This is a genomic window from Actinomyces ruminicola (genome assembly GCF_900103885.1).
Lineage (GTDB): Bacteria > Actinomycetota > Actinomycetes > Actinomycetales > Actinomycetaceae > Actinomyces > Actinomyces ruminicola.
Genome location: NZ_FNIM01000003.1, coordinates 160,787 through 181,420 on the forward strand (window position 1 = coordinate 160,787; position 20,634 = coordinate 181,420).

Annotated in this window: 16 protein-coding genes; 7 read left to right on the top strand and 9 right to left on the bottom strand. The window is 67.0% G+C overall.

Translation table 11 applies throughout. From position 1 onward, the window contains the following. Positions 1–177: 177 nt before the first annotated feature. Entirely contained in the window at positions 178–2,067 is a 1,890-nt protein-coding gene (locus BLR49_RS04900) for an ABC transporter ATP-binding protein (protein WP_092534389.1), read from the bottom strand. 113 nt (positions 2,068–2,180) lie between these two features. Beyond that, on the bottom strand, positions 2,181–3,932 hold the full coding sequence (locus tag BLR49_RS04905) for an ABC transporter ATP-binding protein (protein ID WP_092534303.1): 1,752 nt from the start codon (positions 3,930–3,932) through the stop codon (positions 2,181–2,183). Positions 3,933–4,192: 260 nt separating this feature from the next. Between BLR49_RS04905 and BLR49_RS04910 the strand changes: the two genes are divergently transcribed. From BLR49_RS04910 to BLR49_RS04930, 5 genes are read left to right on the top strand one after another with little or no spacing between them, the layout of a single operon-like run. Next, positions 4,193–5,554: an ABC transporter substrate-binding protein gene (locus BLR49_RS04910; RefSeq protein ID WP_143013700.1), complete on the top strand. Its 1,362-nt coding sequence runs from the start codon at positions 4,193–4,195 to the stop codon at positions 5,552–5,554. Then, on the top strand, positions 5,554–6,453 hold the full coding sequence (locus BLR49_RS04915) for a carbohydrate ABC transporter permease (RefSeq protein WP_092534309.1): 900 nt from the start codon (positions 5,554–5,556) through the stop codon (positions 6,451–6,453). The genes BLR49_RS04910 and BLR49_RS04915 overlap by 1 nt, the downstream gene beginning before the upstream one ends. Positions 6,454–6,460: 7 nt before the next feature. After that, entirely contained in the window at positions 6,461–7,285 is an 825-nt protein-coding gene (locus BLR49_RS04920) for a carbohydrate ABC transporter permease (protein WP_092534312.1), read from the top strand. Positions 7,286–7,288: 3 nt separating this feature from the next. Then, positions 7,289–8,287, top strand: coding sequence for an alpha/beta hydrolase (locus BLR49_RS04925; protein ID WP_092534315.1), 999 nt, complete (start codon positions 7,289–7,291; stop codon positions 8,285–8,287). After that, positions 8,284–9,348, top strand: coding sequence for a helix-turn-helix domain-containing protein (locus BLR49_RS04930; RefSeq protein WP_143013701.1), 1,065 nt, complete (start codon positions 8,284–8,286; stop codon positions 9,346–9,348). Before BLR49_RS04925 ends, BLR49_RS04930 begins: the two co-directional genes overlap by 4 nt. A 51-nt stretch (positions 9,349–9,399) precedes the next feature. On the opposite strand, the gene gtfA is transcribed toward BLR49_RS04930, so the two are convergent. Then, positions 9,400–10,860 carry a sucrose phosphorylase gene (gtfA, locus tag BLR49_RS04935; RefSeq protein ID WP_092534321.1) on the bottom strand — a complete coding sequence of 487 codons (1,461 nt, stop codon included), beginning with the start codon at positions 10,858–10,860 and terminating at the stop codon, positions 9,400–9,402. Next, positions 10,857–12,080 (bottom strand): MFS transporter, encoded by a 1,224-nt coding sequence (locus tag BLR49_RS04940; RefSeq protein WP_092534324.1) that lies wholly within the window; start codon positions 12,078–12,080, stop codon positions 10,857–10,859. The genes gtfA and BLR49_RS04940 overlap by 4 nt, the downstream gene beginning before the upstream one ends. A gap of 276 nt (positions 12,081–12,356) precedes the next feature. Here BLR49_RS04940 and BLR49_RS04945 point away from each other — a divergent pair, with 276 nt between their 5' ends. Both BLR49_RS04945 and BLR49_RS04950 read left to right on the top strand, forming a co-directional pair. After that, the gene (locus BLR49_RS04945) at positions 12,357–13,181 is read left to right on the top strand and encodes an alpha/beta hydrolase (RefSeq protein ID WP_092534327.1); all 825 of its coding nucleotides are present in this window, start codon (positions 12,357–12,359) and stop codon (positions 13,179–13,181) included. 46 nt (positions 13,182–13,227) lie between these two features. Further along, a complete protein-coding gene (locus tag BLR49_RS04950; RefSeq protein ID WP_092534330.1) occupies positions 13,228–14,706 on the top strand; it encodes a hypothetical protein in 1,479 nt (492 codons plus the stop codon). A 95-nt stretch (positions 14,707–14,801) separates the two neighbouring features. Here the strand turns inward: BLR49_RS04950 and BLR49_RS04955 are convergent, their stop codons facing one another. The 5 genes from BLR49_RS04955 to BLR49_RS04975 form a co-directional block, all read right to left on the bottom strand. Beyond that, positions 14,802–15,530, bottom strand: a complete 729-nt coding sequence (locus tag BLR49_RS04955; RefSeq protein ID WP_092534333.1) for an SDR family NAD(P)-dependent oxidoreductase — start codon at positions 15,528–15,530, stop codon at positions 14,802–14,804. A gap of 51 nt (positions 15,531–15,581) precedes the next feature. Beyond that, on the bottom strand, positions 15,582–16,199 hold the full coding sequence (locus BLR49_RS04960; RefSeq protein WP_218121308.1) for a sugar O-acetyltransferase: 618 nt from the start codon (positions 16,197–16,199) through the stop codon (positions 15,582–15,584). A gap of 141 nt (positions 16,200–16,340) precedes the next feature. Then, positions 16,341–17,372 carry a helix-turn-helix transcriptional regulator gene (locus BLR49_RS04965; protein ID WP_092534336.1) on the bottom strand — a complete coding sequence of 344 codons (1,032 nt, stop codon included), beginning with the start codon at positions 17,370–17,372 and terminating at the stop codon, positions 16,341–16,343. A 27-nt stretch (positions 17,373–17,399) separates the two neighbouring features. Next, positions 17,400–17,579: a hypothetical protein gene (locus tag BLR49_RS04970; RefSeq protein WP_092534340.1), complete on the bottom strand. Its 180-nt coding sequence runs from the start codon at positions 17,577–17,579 to the stop codon at positions 17,400–17,402. A 787-nt stretch (positions 17,580–18,366) separates the two neighbouring features. Then, a complete protein-coding gene (locus tag BLR49_RS04975; protein ID WP_092534343.1) occupies positions 18,367–20,088 on the bottom strand; it encodes a GMC oxidoreductase in 1,722 nt (573 codons plus the stop codon). Positions 20,089–20,634: the final 546 nt, after the last annotated feature.

Genomic DNA, 20,634 nt, shown 5'->3' on the forward strand with positions numbered 1-20,634 from the left:
GAGCCAGACATCGGCGTCGCTTCCCGGCCGTCCGCAGCGGCAACTTCTACCGATCTCGGCACGTTACTTCTACCGATCTCGGCGAAGGGGGACGGCGGGGTACTGCTGGGCTACCCGGGGCTGTACGGGGGCACCCCCCGGAGCTCTCGCGGGGCTCCCCCCGGAACCACTCCAGGGCTACTCCAACTCGAAGGCGCCGGTGTAGAGCTGGTAGTAGGTGCCGCGCTGCTCGATGAGCTGGTCGTGGCTGCCCCGCTCGATGATGCGGCCGTGGTCCAGCACCATGATCGCGTCGGAGTTGCGCACCGTGGACAGGCGGTGGGCGATCACGAACACCGTCCGGCCCCGCATGAGGTTGTCCATGCCCGCCTGCACCAGGGCCTCGGTGCGGGTGTCGATGGAGCTGGTGGCCTCGTCCAGGATCATCACCGGCGGGTCGGCGACGGCGGCGCGGGCGATGGACAGCAGCTGCGCCTGCCCCTGGGACAGGCTCGAGGAGTCGCCGGAGATGACCGTCTGGTAGCCGTGCGGCAGGCGGCGGATGAAGCCGTCGGCGTTCGCCAGCTTCGCCGCCTCGATGCACTCCTCGTCGGTGGCGTCCAGGCGCCCGTAGCGAATGTTGTCCATGACGGTGCCCGTGAACAGGCGCACGTCCTGCAGCACCACGCCCAGCGAGCGACGCAGGTCCGCCTTGGCGATCTTGTTGATGTTGATGCCGTCGTAGCGGATCTTGCCGTCGTCGATGTCGTAGAAGCGGTTGATCAGGTTCGTGATCGTGGTCTTGCCGGCACCAGTGGCGCCCACGAAGGCGATCTTCTGCCCCGGCTTGGCCCACAGGGAGACGTCGTGGAGGACCTCCTTGACGCCGTCGTAGGAGAAGTCGACGTGCTTCATGACGATCTCGCCGCGCAGCCGCGTGTAGGTGACAGTGCCGTCCGCCTGGTGGGGGTGGCGCCAGGCCCACACGTCGGTCTTGTGGTCGGCGGGCTGAACCCCGCCGTCGGCCGTCTCGACGGCGTCGACCAGGCCCACATAGCCGGCGTCCTGCTCGGGCTGCTCGTCGATGAGGGCGAAGACGCGGCCGGCGCCGGCCAGCCCCATGGCGATCAGAGCGACCTGCTGGGAGGCCTGGTTGATGGTCTGGGACAGCTGCCGCACCATCGCCAGGTAGGAGACGATGATGCCGACGGTGATGGTGCCCATGCCGGAGAAACCGATATTGGTTACCTGCAGCTGGATGAGCAGCCCGCCCACAATGGCGACCAGCACGTACAGCAGGTTGCCCAGGTTGCCCATCGCCGGGGCGAGGATGTTGCCGTACTGGTTGGCCTTCTCCGAGTCGGAGAACAGCTGCCGGTTCAAGGCGTCGAAGTCGGACTTGGCGGCCTCCTCGTGGTTGAAGACCTGGACCACCTTCTGGCCGCCCATCATCTCCTCGATGAAGCCCTCCTCCGTGGCCAGCGACTGCTGCTGGGCCACCATGTAGCGCGACGACTTCCCGCCCAGGTTGCGGGTGGCGCCCACCATCACCGCGGCCGCGACGGCCACCAGGATGGTCAGCCACAGGCTGTAGTAGAGCATCATCGCCAGCATCGCCCCGAGCGTCAGGGCGGACTGGATGAGTGTGGGCACCGACTGGCCGATCAGCTGGCGCACGGCGTCGGTGTCGTTGGTGTAGGTCGACATGATCGCGCCGTGGGCGTGGGTGTCGAAGTACTTGATCGGCAGGGACTGCATGCGGTCGAACATGTCGTCGCGCATGTGCTTGAGCGAGCCCTGGGTGACCACGGCCATGATCCGTGAGAACAGGAAGTTGGTGATCACGCCGAGGCCGTAGACGACGCCCATGGCGGTGATGATGTGCACGAGCGTGGGCATGACGGCGTCGAGCCCGGTGCTCAGGCCGGGGGTGATGACCTCGTCGACCACCCGCTGCATGAAGATCGCGGCGACCGTTGAGGCGACCGAGGCGATGACGATGCTGATGGCGGAGACGATCAGCCGCCACGGGTAGTAGTGGAAGACGTAGGCCGCCAGGCGGCGGGCCGGGTGCTCAATGCGCGGCAGGTCGTGCGGGTCGGGCTGGTCCCCAGCCCCGGCGCTCTGCTGCGGGGCGACGGCGGTCGGCTGCTCGGCGTCGGGACGCTCCTCGGGCCGGTCGGTGCGGTTGCGTGCCACGGTCACGCCACCTCCTGTTCCTGGCTGGTGCGGTTCTGGGACTCGTAGATCTGCTGGTACTCCCCGCCGGCCGCCATGAGCTCGGCGTGCGTGCCGTGCTCCAGGATGCGGCCGTCGTCGAGGACGACGATCTGATCGGCGTGCTCCACGGAGGAAAGCCGCTGGGCGATGATGATCTTGGTGGTGTCCGGGATCTCCTCGGCGAAGGCGCGGCGGATGAGGGCGTCCGTGCGGGTGTCGACGGCGGAGGTCGAGTCGTCCAGGATCAGGATCTTCGGCCGTTTGAGCAGGGCGCGGGCGATGCACAGGCGCTGCTTCTGGCCGCCGGATACGTTGGTGCCGCCCTGCTCGATACGGGTGTCGTAGCCGTCGGGGAACTGGCGGATGAACTCGTCCGCCTGGGCGAGCTCGCAGGCGTGGACGAGCTCGGCGTCGGTGGCGTCGGGGTCGCCCCAGCGCAGGTTCTCCTTGATGGTGCCGGCGAACAGGACGTTCTTCTGCAGGACGACGGCGACGGCGTCGCGCAGGGACTCCAGGTCGTAGTCGCGCACGTCGACGCCGCCGACGCTCACCCTCCCGCCGGTGGCGTCGTACAGCCGGGAGATGAGCTGGATGAGGGTGGTCTTCGCCGATCCGGTGCCGCCCACGATGCCGAGGGTGGAGCCGGAGGGGATGGTCAGGTCGATGCCGTGCAGGACGTCGGCCTCGGCGTCGGCGGAGTAGCGGAAGGAGACGCCTTCGAAGCGGACCTCGCCGTCGGCTACCTCGGTGAGGCCGTCGGCGGGGGAGGTGAGGGTGGGCTCGTGCTCGATTACCTCGGCGATGCGGTTGGCGGACTCCGCCGACATCGACACCATCACGAAGATGAAGGCGAGCATCATCATTGAGGCGAGGATCTGCACGCCGTAGGTCATCAGTGAGGAGAACTCGCCGGTGGTCAGCTCGGTGCCGCCGCTGGAAACGACCACCCGGGCGCCCAGGTAGTTGACCAGCATGAGCGCCACGTAGATGAAGAAGACCATGATCGGGCCGTTGAGGGCCAGGATCTTCTCGGCGTAGGTGAAGTCCTTGCGGACCTCCTGGGAGGCGGCGCGGAACTTCGTCTTCTCGTGCTCCTCGGTGACGAAGGACTTCACCACGCGGATCGCGGAGACGTTCTCCTGCACGGAGTTGTTCAGGGCGTCGTACTTCTTGAAGATCCGCTGGAAGATGGGGAACACGTAGGCGGCCAGGCCGATGAGCGCGCCGCCGAGCAGCGGCAGCATGACGATGAAGATCAGCGCCAGGCGGGCGTTGATGGTCAGCGTCATGATGATCGAGAAGACGACCATGAGGGGCACGCGCACGGCCACGCGGATGATCATCTGGTAGGCGTTCTGCACGTTGGTGACGTCGGTGGTCATGCGGGTGACCAGTGACGACGTCGAGAAGCGGTCGATGTCCGCGAAGGAGAACTCCTGCACCCGGTAGAACAGGTCCTGACGCAGGTTGCGGGCCAGACCGGCGGCGGCGGTGGCGGCACGCAGGCCGGACATGATGCCGCACACCAGCGAGATCATGGCCATGAGCACCAGTACCAGGCCGATGCGCAGGATCGGGCCCATGGAGCTGCCGGTGAGGGTGTCGATGAGCTCGGCCATCATGAGGGGCAGGATGCACTCGAGCCCGGCCTCACCCACCATGAACAGCGGCGCCTGCACCGACGCCGTCCTGTACTCGCGCACGCTGCGCATAAGGGTACGTACGGTCTTCACAGAGGTCTTCTATCAGCTTCTCGGCAAACAGGACAGTCGCTCAGCCTACCGATCCGCGCTTGTCGGGGACAACGGGTGACAATGGCGACCGATCTCGGCACGTGACTTCTACCGATCTCGGCGAGGGTGCGGGGTGGGCTGGGGAACCTCCCACCGCCATTCGGCGGTGGGACGTCCTGAAACGGAGACTACATGGCGGCGGTCGTGCAGGTCGCGCCGGAAGATGATCGTCCTGTCAACGACGACTGAAGGAGTCAGACGTGAGTGCGAAGCACCTTCCTCTTATGAATCGCCGTCGCATGCTGGGCGCGAGCGCCGTGGCGCTGGTGGCGGCCACGATCTCCGCGTGCTCGGCGCCCGGTTCAGGCGGAGCCTCCGCCGAGGGCTCGGCGGCCGGGGCCGTCTCCACAACCCTGCCTGCCGAGCCCGTGAAGATTCGCATTATGACCAGCACCGAGGCCGCCGATGCGGTGACGGCTCTCGGCGAGGCCTTCACCGCTCAGCACAACACGGTGACCTTCGAGATCACCGCCGAGGCCAATGCGACGCTGGGGCAGAACATCTCCCGCATCCTCACCCGCAACGATCCTCCCGAGCTGTGCTTCATGCCGGCGCTGAGCGCCGCGGCGGAGGACGGGATCGTCACCAACATGGACCCCTATGCCGAGGCCTACGGCTGGGACTCCTGGTCGCAGGCGCTGCTCGCGATCGCACGCATGGATGACAGCGGTGAGCGGGGCGTCGGCTCCCTCTACGCGGTGGGAATCGGCTACAACGTCACCGGCATCTTCTACAACACCGAGCTGGCTGCCGAGCTGGGCCTGACGCTGCCGCCCACCACTCTGGACGAGTTCGACGCCGCCTGTGCCGCCGCCGTAGCCGCGGGCAAGAAGGCCATCGCCATGGCCGGCAAGGATGTGGGGACCCCCTACCTCCTCCAAATGCTCCAGAACGCCTACGGCGACTCGCAGGAGATCAACGACTGGATCTTCCAGAAGTCCGGGGCCACCTTCGTTCAGCCCGCGATGATTCAGGCCGCCGCCAAGATCCAGGAGTGGGTCGGCAACGGCGTCATTCCCGGCGACGCCGTTTCGATCGACTACTCCACCTCAATGGCCGACTTCCAGGCCGGTGATGCGCTCTTCGTCCCCAACGGCGACTGGGAGTCCCAGCGGCTGGCCTCGGTCATGGGGGACAGGGTCGGGTTCTTCCTCTTCCCCGGGACCACGGCGGACGCCTCACCGGTGGCGATGTCGGCCCCGGCCAACTACGTCATCCCCGCAACCGCTGCCCACAAGGACGTCACCGCATACTTCCTCAACTGGATTCACACCGACGTCTCCGCGCGCCAGATCGTCGTGGACGCGATCGGCTGCTCTCCGGGCGGCCCCACCGACCTGCCGGTGCCCACGAGCGATGTGCAACTGGTCCAGGAGACCACCCAGGCGTTCAACACCATTCTCGAATCCGGTGGCGCGGTGGACTTCATCGCCAATGCGACGCCGGGCATCGGCATGGGCGTCATGACCCCCGAGTGCCAGGCCCTCCTTCTCGGACAGACCACGCCCGAACAGTTCGTCCAGGCCATCCAGGACGGGTACGAGCAGGAGTTGAACGGCTGATGGTGCAGGCGGTCACCCGGGCGCGCCGGTCCCGGTCTTGGAAACGAACTCTCATTGCCCTCGCCTTCCTCGCCCCGGCGGCAGGCCTGTACGGGTGGCTCATCCTGGGGTCCTTCGTGCGTGCCATCCAGTACTCCTTCTACGACTGGAACGGAGTGGGGGAGGCCACCTTCGTGGGGGTGAAGAACTACACCGACATCTTCACCAACACGTCCAAGCTCGTGACGCTGCTGCACTCCTTCGAGCTGATGGTGTTCTTCACCGGCGGGACCCTGGTCCTCGCCCTGGCGGTGGCAGCGCTGACCGGGCACGTCGCCCGTCGGCGCGGCGGCGACCTGGTGCGAACCGTCCTGTTCCTCCCCCAAGTCATCCCCATGGCCGCCTCCGCCATCGGCTGGAGTTGGATCTACTCGCGCGAGGGCCTGGTCAACCAGATCCTCGACGCCGTCGGGCTCAGCGGCATTACCCGGGCCTGGTTGGGCGATACGAAGACCGCTCTGGTGGCCATCGGGTTCATCGGGACCTGGGCCCTGCTGGGCATCACCACCATGATGCTGTCCTCCGGCATCACCAAGATCGACCAGGGGCTCTACGAGGCCGCCCGCCTCGACGGTGCCAACGCCTGGCAGGAGTTCCGCGCGGTGACGCTCCCGGGTCTGCGCAGGGAGATCGTCGTGTGCGCCACCATGACCATCATCGCCGCACTCGCCAGCTTCGACATCGTCTACATGACCACCCAGGGCGGCCCGGCGCGGGCCACCATGGTGCCGGGCGTGGAGGTCTACTTCCTCGCCTTCAGCCAACAGAAGGTCGGAGCCGCCGCCGCCATGGGAATCGTCCTCATGGCTGTGGTCCTGCTCGTCATCATTCCGCTACAGAAGCTCAGCTCGAAGGACTGACGCGACCATGCGCATTTCACGCCGTGAGCGGTTCTCAGGTTCTGCTCTTCTCATCGCCCTGGCCATCTTCACCCTTATGCCCTTCGTCGCGCTGCTGTCTGTTGCACTGGCGCAGCCGGGGACGCTGCCCGCCGGGATCTCCTTCACGGGTGCCCTGCACTGGGAGAACTTCGCCACTGCCTTCGAGCTGGCCAAGTTCCCGACACTTATGGTCTCCAGCGCTCGACTGGTGATCATTGTGGTGCCCCTGGTCCTGCTCCTGTCGACCATGGCGGCCTACGCCCTGACCTGGCTGAAGGTGCCCGGAGCCGCGCTCTTCTTCCTGGTCTTCCTCACGGGTCTGACCCTGCCCACGGAGAGCCTGGTGACACCGCTCTACATCACCATGCGTGACCTCCACCTGACCAATACCGTGTGGAGCGTGGCGCTGCCGCTGGTGGCCATGCAGATGCCCTTCGGAGTGTTCTGGATGCGGACCCACTTTCTCGGAGTCCCCGGGGCGCTGGAGGAGTCCGCCCAGGTCGACGGCGCCGGACCAATCCGCACCTTCATCAGTATCCAGCTGCCGATTGCCAAGGCCTCGCTGTCCACTCTTATGGTGATGAGCTTCCTGTGGACTTGGAACCACTTCATGCTCACCGTGGTGATGATCGACGACCCCTCCCAGCGGACCGTCGGCGGCGCACTCGCCGGTTTTCAGGGGGCCTACGCCACAGACGTCGTCATGCTGTGCGCCGCGGCACTGTTGATGATGGTCCCCACACTTCTGGTGTTCGTCATCTTCCAGCGCCAGTTCAAGCAGGCCCTGCTCCAGGGCTCGGTGAAAGGATGAACCATGGGTGAGCTACGCAACCGGCAGGTTCCGCTGCGTCCCGCCTACGACGCCGAGCTGGCAGGTGCCCTGGCAGTGCGAGGCTTCGTGCCCATGCCCTTCAGCGCGGAGGCCCTGGAGGCAATGAGAGCCGATATCAGCGGCTTCTCCAAGGAGATCCGTGAGGGTTACGAGGCCAGGGGGTACCTGGTCGAGGACCTCACGGTCCCCGCGGCTGACGGACACCCCATCGGCCTGGTGCACACCCACGCAGTAGGGGCCAGGGACCTGCGCCCCTGCGTGTTCTACATTCACGGTGGCGGAATGATGGTGGGTACGCCCTGGGACGGGGTGACGGACTTCGAGGGCTGGATCGACGACTTCGGCGCCAGCGTCTTCAGCGTCGACTACCGGCTGGCGCCGGAGTTCACCGCCCCCACCCTGGTGGAGGACTGCTACACCGCCCTGTGCTATGTGGTCGAGCACGCCCAGGCGCTGGGGATCAACCCCGAGGCGATTGTTGTGGCCGGCATGAGTGCCGGCGGTGGGCTGGCTGCCGGCACCGCTCTGCTCGCCAGAGAGCGCTCGGGCCCTCCTCTGGCGGGGCAACTGCTCATGGCGCCGATGCTCGACCCCGACGCCGACGGCGACTCCGTTCGGCAGGAACCCCTGACGGGACCGTGGTCTGCGGAGGAGAACCGGCGGGCCTGGTCGCTGGTCCTGGCCGGTACGGAACCGGGGGAGACCCGGTTCAACACCCCCGGCCGGGTGGATGACCTGTCGGGGTTGCCGCCTGCCCTGCTGGAGGTGGGCTCGGCCGAGACCTTCCGCTCCGAGGTCATCGACTACGCGGCCCGCATCTGGCAGGCGGGCGGCTCCGCCGAGCTGCATGTGTGGGACGGCGGCTACCACGGCTTCGAGAACCACATCCACACCGCGGTGGGGCGGGCGGCGCTGGAGTCCCGTAGCAGCTGGCTGGGCCGGATATTCGGCTATGGGCCCCAGGATAAGGTGGTTGGGTGAGGGACCTTCTGTCCAGACTCGCCTCCCGGGATACGGAGGCCGGTGTGGCGCTGCGCGTCCTGGACTACTTCGACAGTCTGGACGGCAGCGGCGCCGGGCCGGAGGCATACTTGCGCGGGGGCGCCGCGCTGACCGGATCGGTGACGGGAATGAACCTGCAGGACCGCGGGATCGACATCCGCGTCGACCCCGCGGGGCGTCGTCTACCCAGCAGATCAACAGGGCCCGAGCCCAGCTGGCCAACAGCAAGAGTCTCGCCGGAGACCGGTAGCCGGGTCTGGGTGGAGAACCCCGAGCCCGGCACCACTGACCGCCTGGTGCTCGAACGCCTGGTGCAGGGGATCAGCCGCTGGCGTGACCGCATGGACTCATTCGCCCCCAGCCCCGCCCAGGCCTGGTCCATCCTCCTCAATGACCCGGTGGCCGCCGATCGGCAGGTCCAGCTCATCGGCTCACTGCGGCTGGACGCCAACAGGACCTATCGGGTCCTGGCCACCACGGAGATGTCCGGAGCCGATCAGCTGAGTGCAACGACCGATATCGGCGCCGTCCGGGTGCGTGCCGTCATCCAGCCCGCCTCGACCAGGTTGGATTCAGAGTTTCCTGGTCACCGAGGCGGCGCCGGCCCTGCGGTGGCACCGACCGACATCATGGAGTCGTGGAGCCGGGCACGAACCGTGCTCCGCATGGCTCCATTCGGCAAACTGTTGGAATGGGACCGGTTCAAGGTGATCGCCCCCTTGTTCCTCCATGCCAGGCCGCAGGACGTCATGACCGATCCCACGGTGCAACTGATCACCGCCGAGCAGATCCCCTGGCTCGAGGAGACCGTGACGGCCCTGACCAGGGCCAAGTCCGTGCGGGGCGCCTGCGTAGAGCTGGGCCTGCACCACTCCACCGTGCAGAAGCGCGTCGATCGCCTTCAGAACACCTTCGACCTCGACCTGTCCAACTCCCGCCACCTGTTCTACCTGTGGCTGGGATGCGTGGCCCAGCGCTTCGCCGTCTTCGGCACGGAGCTGGACCCCTGGGCGCGGAGCGGAGCACAGTCCGGGTCCTGAGCCGGGGGACCGGCCGGGTGCGCGCCGTCGGCAGCCCCGGCCGGCGGGGCGTCAGGATGCCAGTACCCGGCGCCAGGGCTCGTGCCCTCGCCGAGCCTTGATAACGAAGGCGTGCTCGGAGAAGTCCGCCTCCAGCAGTACCGCGCAGGCGCCGTCCTCCCACTCGACGCTGATGCGGCCCGCGCCCCGGTCCGAGACGCTGCAATGACCGTTGAAGGCGGGGAAGGTGTTGCGCAGGCGCAGGGCGGCCAGGAGCGTCTGCACCGCGGGGCGGGCCACTGCCTGAGCGATCTCCGCCTCCGAGTAGTCGTGTCGGTTGGCGGCGCGCGGATCGCCCACCCGATCCAGCGCGGCGATGTCGTTCGCGCCGAAGAGGGTCCCGACGTAGTACAGCTGTGGGATTCCGGGCACGAAGAGCTGGAAGACACGGGCGAGGAGGAGGGCGGCGTCGTCCTCCCCCAGAGCCGAGTAGTAGGAGGTCATCAGCTGGTAGCGGACCTTCTTGCCGTCCCTGCGGATTGCCGGGAGAGCGGGCCCGTGCCCCTTGAGGCTCGCCGTGTTGGCGTCGACCCGCTGTGAGACCAGGTCGATCTCAGCGTCGCTGAGCAGGCCGACGACGTCTACCACGCCGATTCCGTCGTGCGTGTCCAGAGTGGTGAACTGGCGGCGGGGGCAGATCTCCAGCCAGTGGGCGAGACGATCTGTGCGCCCGGTGAACAGCGCATGCAGAGTCAGCATGGGCAGGGCGAAGTCGTAGACCCAGTGGCCCTTGTCGGCAATCTTCATCTGCGTGCGGTAGTTCTCATGTATCTCCGGGAGCATGACGGTGCCGTAAGGCCGCAGGGGCTTCAAGCCGATTTCGAGGACCTCCCAGACATCTGGTTCGACGAAGAAGCAGCTGGTGCCGGGGCGCTTAGTCGCATAGGCGAAGGCGTCGAACCGGATGGCCGCCACGTGCCGGGCCAGTCGGCTGAGGTTGCGCTCGTAGTACGCCTGCGTGGCGGGATCGTAGGGGTCGATGTCCACCTGTTCGTCGAAGAAGGTGTTCCAGATCCGCACGGTCCTCCCGTCCGCCCGGGTGAACTCCTTGACCGGGCCGCCCGGCTTGCGTCGATAAAGAAGCTCCATGTCCTTGCTCGTGGGCTCGCCCTCGGGCCAGAACTCATCCCAGTCGATGAACATGGATCGGTAGGCGGAGTCCTCTCCACGAGCCATGTAGTCGAGGAACTCGTGGGAGCGGATAGAGGCATGATTGAGCATGAAGTCGGCCATGAGGAAGTAGTCCTCGCCGAGGGCGTCGATGTCCGACCAGTCGCCGAAGGCGGGGTCGACGGCGTCGTAGTCGATGACCGCGAAGCCGCGGTCTCCCGAGGAACGGAAGAAGGGCAGGATGTGGAGGCCTCCGAACGCCCCCGGCAGGTGGACGTCCAGGGCGGCACGCAATTGTTTCAGGTCACCTCCCAGGGAGTCCGCGTAGGTGATGAGCATGGCCTGGTTGACGACGGGCTTCATGATGACCTCCGGTCATTCGGGTTGTTGATCTGATGGGACAGACTGCGCCGTCCATAGACGAGGAACACGGCCATGCCGATGGCCACGGGGACGATCAGGGAGAGATACATGATCTGATACGAGGACGCCACCGAGGCGCCTGCATCACGGAGCCAGGAGACGATCGCACCGGCGACCACCGGCATCACGAGATAGGCCAGGTCGACGCCGATGTAGTTGGTGTTGCTCGCGATGCCCCTTCGCGCCGGCTCAACGCTGATCAGGCACCAGGTCTGGACCGCGGGCTGGCAGATGCCGTAGCCCAGGGCCGAGAGCACTCCGGCCACTAGAAACATGGCCAAGGAATGCGCCTGGCTGACGACGACGAATGCGAGTCCGAAGACCGCCATGCCCGGCACGATGACGACAGCCAGGCCGTGCCGGTCGGAGATACGCCCCGCCAAGGGGCGCGAGATCACGATTGCGAGGGCGTAGGCGGTGAAGAACATGCCTATGTCGGCGACTCCGACGGACTCGCCGAGCAGAACGATGAAGGCGTTGATACCCGAGTACGCGCCGGCCAGGAAGAAGATGACGATGGCCGGGACCACCGCCTCGGGTGCAATGACGGATCGCCAGGAGAAGGACGTGCCGCCGGTGCGCGTCGGCGGAGGTGCGGGGGAGAGAGCCCAGGTCATGAGGAAGGCGATCACGATGAGGCCGCCAGAGGTCAGGAAGGTTCCCCGGTAGCCGACCACGCCCAGCAGCCAGAGCCCCGTTGACGGGCCGACGGCCGTGGCCACCGCCTGGCCCAGGGAGAAGACCCCAATGCCCTGCGCCATGCGCTCCGCCGGGAGGGCCTGGCTGGCGAGCGACAGAGTTACGGGGGCCAGGAATCCCATGCCCGTTCCGTGTAGAAGACGCGCCATGAACAGGCCCATGACACTGCTTGCCGAGGAGTAAAGGATGAAGGCGGTCATGAGAATCAGAAGCGTGCCCGCAAGCAGCCATTGGCTGCGAAGGCGCAGGGTGGCCGGCCCGACCAGGGGACGAACCGCCAGCGCCGTGATCGCGAAGGTCCCGGTGACCACGCCGATGACCACGGCCGAGGCCCCCAGGGACTCGGCGAACTTGGGCACCAGTGTGATCATCATGTACTGCGCGAAGTTGATGATGACGTTGATGACGAAGATGATGGTGAATCCAGTCGACCAGATGCGTTGGTTGTTGACTGCGGACATGCGTGACCTCGATGTCTCACTCGGATCGGCGCCTCTGGCGTGGACGAGAACTGTTCAGGTGCGGCGCAGGTGGGCGGTGTGCGCCGCACTGCGATCCGCGTCATGGGCCGAGTCAATCAGGATGTACGTTGCGCTTGAGCCGCCATCGCGGCGCGATCATCCGGGATATCGCCGCCGGATGGCGGATCACGCGGGGGCGGCGAGGGGCGGATAGTTGCTGCGCACCATCGGTGTGGCAAGGATGCCGTGCCGGATTCGATGACACGAGGAGAAGCTATGGCGTTGCTGACCATGAACTTCGAGAGCAGCTACCTGCGCGCGAATCAGGAGTTCACGATGATCCTGCCGGATCGCCCCCAGGCCGAGGAACCGGCCGACTACTACGAGCAGACCCGGGACCTGAAGGTTCTGTGGCTGCTGCACGGGACCTTCGGCGACCACAGCGACTGGGTGCGCAAGACCAATATTGAGCGCTACGCCGTCGACAAGGGCATCGCGGTGGTCATGCCGAGCGGGCAGAACTCCAACTTCTCCAACTGGAGCGGCGCGATGCTGGGCTACGACGCATACGACTACCTCATCAAGGAGCTCATGCCGCTGGTATGGAACTGGTTCCCGGTCTCACGCCGGCGGGAGGACAACTTCATCGCGGGCCTGTCCATGGGTGGGCGAGCCACCATCAAATTCGCGGTCAACCACCCGGAACTCTTCATCGCGGCGGCGGTGCTCTCCGCCACGCCGAAGAACTTCGATCTCCTCACCGAGGAGTACCTCGCCTCGGATGACATCTTCGCGCGGCGCCTGGCGAGCATGGCCGACAACGCCGGTGGCCTGGAGGCCTTCAAGACCTCGGAGGAGAACGTTTGGCAGATCATCAATGAGAAGGCAGCCAGCGGGGTACTGCCACGGCTGCGCTTCCACACGGGCGGCGATGACGACTACATCCTCCCCGATCTGATGACCTTCAAGGAGCATGCCGAGAAGATCGGCCTTGAGGCCGAGTTCATCGTCACCGCGGGGTACGGACACGAGTGGGACTTCTGGGACCGCGCCATCCGCGAGGCCCTTGAGTTCTTCGAGCTTGAGGATGCGCGCCTCTGAGACACCGGGTCAGGCGCGGAATTCAGCACAGCGAAAGGCTTATCACATGACACGAGGATCAGCATTCATCCGCCCGGGCATCCCGGACGACGACAACCGGGACTATCTCCCACAGTCCCTCAAGAACTCCAGCATCGTCGTCAATGAGAACGGCAACAACTCCCAGCCATTTCCTCCCCGACTGGCTGAATGCTCCGGAGAGATCGCTGACGGCGTCATCGACCACTGGTACCTCTACGTGCCCGAGTCCTATGACCCGACTGTCCCCGTGCCGCTCGTCGTCTCCCTGCACGGCGGCATGATGACCGGGTGGGCGCAGGCCGTGTACACCTCGTGGACCAATGTGGCCGACCGCGAGGGCTTCATCGTGGTGTTCCCGAGCGCCGGAACCCGGAACTTCTGGACCGTGGACGTCGCCGCCGAGGACGTCGAGGCCTTCACCCGTCCGGATGCGGAGGGCATGTACTTGAACACCCCTCCCGCCGATCCGGAGGACAACCACGATCTGCGCTTCATCCTCGGACTGATCGAGCACTGCTGCCAGGAGTACTCCATCGACCGGAGCCGGGTGTTCATGCAGGGCATGTCAATGGGGAACCTCATGACCTCCCAGTTCGCCCGCTACTTCGGGGACGTTCTGGCGGGCGCGGCCGGGTCCGGAGGCCCGGCCAAACCCAACCTTCTCTTCGACGCCGATGGAGGCATTCTGAACCGGGCCGGTCCGCTGGCCATCTGGCAGTCGCGGCTCGACCTCGACGGGCCGCCGAAGGATGCGGGGATGCCCGTTCAGGAGGTGGTCCGTCGCAACCGCGAGTACTGGCTGGCCGTCAATGGGATCGCCGAGCCTCCCGCCATCTCCATCCGCGGGGATGACAATTTCGCGTTCTATCGGGGCGGATACGCGGACCTGGTGTTCCGGGACGTGCGCAACCGCGATCACGGCCAGACCTTCGATGACGCCGAGCTCGTCTGGGACTACTTGTTCTCGGGCGTGCGTCGTCATGAGGACGGATCCATCCAGGACACGGGGCCCTCATGCCCGCGGCGCGGAGACCGCTTCGCGATCGCGGTGGCGAACGGCTGCCGTCGTGCCTGGGTCTGCGGAGGCGTCGTCGATCTTGGCGGGGAGGCCTTCACCTGGAGGAAGCTCAAGTACCACGGGCTGGGCGGTGACGCACGCGTGCGCGGGGAGTACGTCTATGTTCCCCTGCGCTTCATCGCACGCGCCTTCGACGCCGCGCTGGAGGAGTCCGAGGACGGCGCCGTGGCGGTCCTGACGCTGGCCGACGGGCAGACCCTTCAGTTCGCGCGCGGCGGCATCGGGTGCGTGAGGAACGGACGCGTGACCTCGATGCTCGCCGAGGCCGTGCACCGTGACGGTTGCCTATGGATAAGCCTGGAGTGGTTCGCCTCCCACGTCCTCGACCTGCGCAGCTCGACGCGTGACGGCGTGCTGTACGTGACGGACCATCATGCCAACCTGTCCACGAACATGGCGGTCCTGCTGCGTGATCTGCTCGCCTGAGGGGGCGCGCCGGGAGCACACGGATCTGGGCGCGTTCATCTCGGGCGCGCTCCGTCGTGCCTTTGCGCTTGGCGATGCTCGGCGAGGGCACGGGTTCAGTTCCCGTACATGGCCGCCAGGGTCATCTCCATCACGCGGCTGGTGCCCTGGCTCTGCCTGCAGACGAACACCACGGCATCGGCCACATCCTGCGGCAGCAGCATGAGGCGGGCGTCGTTCTCCTCCCGCGTGCGTCCGGCCCCGACCTGGAACTCGGTGTTGGTGGCCGAGGGGCACAGCGTGCACACCTTGAGGCCCTGCTCGCGGAACTCCAGGTTGAGGGCCTGCGCCATGCCCCGGTTGGCGAACTTGGTGGCGGAGTAGGCGACCTCCAGGGCGTGGCCGTTGATGCCGGTGACCGAGGAGACGATGATCAGCTGGGACTCCTCCTGCTTGATCAGCTCGGGCACGGCGTGCAGGCAGAACGCGTAGGACGAGCGCACGTTGGTGTCCATCTGCACGTCGTAGGTCTCCATGGTGGAGTCCAGGAACGGCCCGGCGATGCCGATGCCCGCGTTGGACAGGAGGATGTCGATGCCCCCGAAGGTGTTCACGGCCAGCCCGACGGTCTCGGCCGCGGTGGCCTCCTCGCGGGCGTCACCGGCGTGGTAGACGGCCTGTACACCCAGATCGCGGCACTGCTTAGCGATGCCCGCGAGTTTGTCCTCGGAGCGGGCGGTCAGCACGAGGTTGACCCCCTCCTCGGCCAGCGCGAGGGCGGACGCCCTGCCGATGCCGGAGCTTGCTCCCGTGATGATCGCGGTCTTTCCGGTGATGTCCTGCATGGTTGTCTCCCGATTGCTCTGAGTTTTCTGGTCCAGCCGACACAGGAGGGCTCAGTCGCCGTCGAGGGTGCGCACCACCCGGGCGGGCACCCCGGCGACGACGCTCCCGCTGGGGACGTCCTTGGTGACGACGGCGCCCGCGGCCACGACGACGTTGCTGCCGATGGTCACGCCCGGCAGGACGGTGACATTGCCGCCCAGCCACACGTCGTCGCCGATGGTGATGGGGCGGCTGACCGCCTTGCGCTGACGACGAGCCTCGGCCTTCAGCGGGTGGCCGGTGGTGGCGATGATGGTGTTCGGTCCCACCATGCAGTAGTCGCCGACGCGCACCGGCGCGCCGTCCAGGATGGTGACGTTGTAGTTGGCGGTGAAGCTCCTGCCCACGTGGATGTTCTTCCCGTAGTCGCAGTGGAAACCGGGCTGGATGTCCAGGCCCTCACCGGCCGAGCCCAGGAGCTCGCGGGCCGCGGCCTCGCGGGCGGCGGCGTCCAGGGGGTCGCAGTCGTTGAGCCGGCGGCAGAGCGCGGAGGCGGTGTCCTTGCGCCGGGCGACCGCGGGATCGTCGTAGCGGTACTCCAGGCCCGCCTCGAGCTTGTCCAGCTCGCTCATGGCGGCTGATGCGGCTGCGGCAGACGAGTCGGGTGAGGCGGGTGGCCGTACGGTCATGGTGTCCTCCTGCTTGCTGGTCCACCTCGAAGCCTGTCATTCGGGTCCCGTCCCGCACAGCGCCCATTCCTCAGCTCCACCGGGGTAGATCCTCAGACTTCGGCCCGCGCGCCCCGGACTGCTCCCCGTACCGGGCAGGGGCTACGCCTGGCTGGTTCCCCGCGGAGAGTGGCCGAAGTAGCCCATATAGGCCCGGTAGAAGTTGCTCGTGGAGGAGTAGCCCACGTTCCGGGCGATCTCCTCCACCGCCAGCGTGGTCCGGTCCGCCAGAAGGGCGGCACGCTCCATGCGCAACTGGAGGACCAGCTGAGAGAAGCTCTTCCCCGTCTCCTTGCGCACCAGTGTGCTCAGGTAGTTGGGGTGGTACCCCAGTCGCTCGGCCAACGCCCGCAGGCTGACGTGCCCCAGATCCCGGGACACGGCGTCAATAACGGTGGAGGAGACGGGCCGGCCTAACACCCCGGTTCTCCCGGGGCTGCCGGCTCCAACGCCGGTTACTCCACCGCATTCGGAGCCCCCGGTCTCGGCTCGTCCCGAGCGCCCTGCGTGCTCCGCGCGCCATTCCCGGGCCACCAGTTCCACCAGCGCCAGGGCCAGTGGCTTGAGGATCTGCTGGGAGTCGCCGCGTCGATTGGCGTACTCCACCACCATCATCTCCAGCAGTCGCCGTACCGGGGAGGAGCCGGGGATGGTGACGTGCCTGAACTCGTCACTGAAGGCGTCCTCGCGTGGACCCAGGTAGAAGTCCAGCAGCTCGGCATCGGCCATGACCGGCGGGAGGAACTCCCGGTAGAAGGTCTGGGTACGCACCAGCACGCCCACGATCGTGCACTGCTCGCCGACGCTGGAGCGCAGGGCGTAGCCGTGGAAGGGCTGGCCCGCGTACATCTGGCCCTCGTGCACCGTCACCAGGTTGTCGGGCCGGTGACTCAGGGCCCGATAGTCACCTCGGTAGGCGTAGTTGAGGAAGAAGAACCCGTGGCGGTGGAAGCGCTCGCCGATGCCGCTGCCGCGGAAGACGCAGACCATGACCTCCTCATCGTCTTCGCCGAACCACTCGAAGCCCACCTCGCTGCCGTCGGTTCCGGGCACCTCCCGGTAGGTCCAGTCGTAGAGGGGGAACCTCTCGGCGAGCAGGTTCAGCGCCAAGGCCAGCGCGTCGTCCTCGGTCACGCCGCCATGCTATAGGTCGGCGGGACCTCAGCTCAGCGGCAGTTTCACGGTCCGGGCTCCAAGCGGGGTGTGGAGGCGGCTGTCGGCTGCGTGTGCGTTGTGTGCGGTCTGCTTGGCGGCTTGGTCCTTCAGAGTGGTGTTGGTGGGCTCCGCGATCGTGCGGATCGTGTTGGCCTCCGGGGTGGTGGTGGGGACGATGGTGAGCATGATGTGCTTCCGGGAGGGAGGAGTCGGGCGCGTCGGCAGACCGAGGTGTGGATGGGGGCGGGCCGAGTCTGAGCGGGCTCGGGGCGAGCTCGGGGAGTGCGGCCGGAAGGCCGACGACGACGGTGGCAGGTGCGCATGCGCCTGGCGTGCAATGGATACAACAAAGGCCGGAGACCCCGATGTCTCCGGCCTGGCTGCGTGCCCCGTCCCGACTGGCGGGACTGCTCTGCGCTGCTGCGGCGCTACGGCCGCCGCGGGGGCTTGGTGAGCTCAGTGCTGCTCGTCAGTGGTCTTCTCGGCGAGACGGTCGTTGACGATCTCGGCGATGGCGCGAGCGGTGTTGGCGTCGATGGTGTTGAAGAACATGTGTTGCTCCTTGAGTTGAATTGAATCGGATTGTGTTGTGCAGCCTTGAATGGATCCGCCGTGGGTTCCGGTTGCCCGTTCCCTCCTGGATGGATGTCCGTTCGGCGGCTGTGGCATCACGCTATCAGTGCTGACGGCGGCAAAAACGCCCAAGAGCGGGGTGACGCACCACACCGAGGTGCTCGGATCGGCGTCGTCAGCCGCAATATTTCAACGAAAAACGGCCCTGCTCGTGGCGGCGAGCAGGGCCGTGGGCTTATGCCCGGACCGGGCATTTTGGGCAGTGCAGGTCACCCCGGCACCTCGCCGGGCGGAGACCCGAGCGGACGGGGCCCGCCCCAGCTCGGCGGATGGGGAGCGCGGCCGCTGCGGGGAAGGCGCGCTCTCGCCGTCGTCCCCGCAGCGACCGCCCCGGCAGGGCTTACAGCACCACGTCCTGGGTGGGCCGGGTCAGCTCGCCGGATGCGTGCGCCCGGGCGACGTAGTCGCAGGCGCGGGCGGTGACCGCCATGATGGTCAGCGCCGGCCCCTCGGTGGAGCCGGTGGGGAAGGAGGCGGCGTCGGTGACGAACAGGTTGGGGACGTCCCAGGACTGGCACACGCCGTTGAGCACGCTGGTGGCCGGGTCGTGGCCCATGCGGGCGCCGCCGGCCTCGTGGATGGACACGCCCATCATCAGGCTCATGCGGATGCCCACCCGGAACATGGCCCGCTGCACCGGGTTGAAGTCCGGCCACACCCGCTTGGAGTGCACCCCGAAGGTGGAGGCCACGAAGTTCGTCCGGTAGCCGCCGGCCTCCATCATCTCGGTGACGTCGCGCACGGCGGCGTCGACCATGGCCCGGTCGTTGTCATCCGGGCGGCACACGATGTGCGCCGCGGGAATGCCCCACTTGTCCTTCACGCGCCGCGAGAGCGAGACGTGGTTGCCGTACTGGGACAGCATCTCCCCACCGGCGCCGAAGCCGAACATGGCGGGGGAGTCCTCCGGTACCGGCACGCGCCCGGCCAGCCCCTGGAAGGAGTAGCCGCGCTTGTAGGCCTCGGTCTGCCCGTGCAGGTTCTGGTAGCGGGGGATCAGGAAGCCTCCGGAGTTGCCGTAGAAGGGATCCGGCTCGCACTGCGAGGAGGGGCCGAAGTAGCCCGGGCGGCGGGCGTCGTCTCCGAAGCCCAGCGTCATGGACTGCTCCATCAGGTAGTGGCCCACCAGCCCGTTGGAGTTCGCCAGACCGCCGGGGTGGCGGCCCGAGCCGGAGTTCAGCAGCAGCCGCACGGACTCGATGGCGGAGGCGCACAGCATGACCACGTCCGCGGTGACCCGGTGCTCGCGCTTGGTGTCGGCGTCGATGAAGACGGCGCCGGTGGCCAGGCCGGTGCGGCGGTTGGTGGTGATGCGGGAGACGACGGCGCCGGTGCGGATGGTCAGGCGGCCGGTCTTGCGGGCCTCGCGGATGCCCGGGGGCACGCGGTCGAGGAAGGGGGCCTGGAAGCGCCAGGAGATCACGTGCCGCTCCGGCCAGCGCGACTCGACGACCTGCTTGAACTCCTGCTCCATCTCGTTCAGGTGCCCGGGGCCCACGTACTTGCCGGCCGGCGGGTGCTCCACGCCGGGGTCGGCGTCGCCGTAAACGCCGACGAGCTCCTCCACCCGGTCGTAGTAGGGGGCCAGGTCGGCGTACTCGAAGGGCCAGTCGGTGCCCACGCCATCGAGGCTGGCGGCCTTGAAGTCGACGTCGCTCATGCGCTGGAGCACACGCCCATAGGCGTGCATGCGCCCGCCCAGCAGCCGGGAGCGCACCCACAGGTAGGGGGCGTCGACCGGGTAGGTGTAGGGGTTGGCCAGGTCGTCGACGAGGAACCGGGAGGAGGAGTCGGAGTAGAAGGAGCGCCGGGCCTGGTTGAACTGGCGGCTGCCCAGCATCCGCTTGGCGCGGGTCATGATGTCCATGCCCATGGGCTTGGGCTTGCCGTACACCGGCGGGGTGAAGTCCTCTTCGGTGAGCTCACGGCCGGCCTCCAGCAGCAGCACGTCCATGCCTGCGGCGGTCAGTTCTCGCACCGCCGTCGAACCTGCGGGGCCGGAGCCGATGACGACGGCGTCGAAGTGGCGGTCGATGTTGCCGGTGCTGTCTGTGGTGTCCACGTTTGTCCACGTCCTTTGTGGGGCCGACGGAGCCTGTAAGCAGTCCCGTCCGGTGATGGGTGATCGTGCAGTGCCCGCGCGGAGCGAGGGCGCGTCGGCGGCGCAACGTGTCGCGGCGCTGCGAGCTGACTTGACTCACCGTACGAATCAGGCCGGAGGGCGGGCAATGGCACCACGGTCCCTTCCGCCCGCTGAGGGCGGAAGGGGTGCGGCCGAGGACGCCCCACCTGGGCCGCGCCCGTCTCTCTACCAGCCATTCGCGAGGCACAAGTGTCCATCCGTAGCGGGAATGAACCGGCGCCTTCTCGCCCGCCTGCCGGCAAACCGGCTCTGACCTGCGCAAGCATCAATTGCTGTAGTCGGTTGAGGGGGCGACTGCTCGCTGAAACCCGCTACGGATGGGTGGGTCTCGTAGTGTGGTGGCAATTCCCGCGAGGGGTCCTCTCTGGTGGGGGGCATCGTGGGAGCCCGGATTCTCGACCAAGATTCACCAGGAAGGTTCACCCACGATGCCCGAGAACAAGTCTGCCGTGTCCACGCTGATCC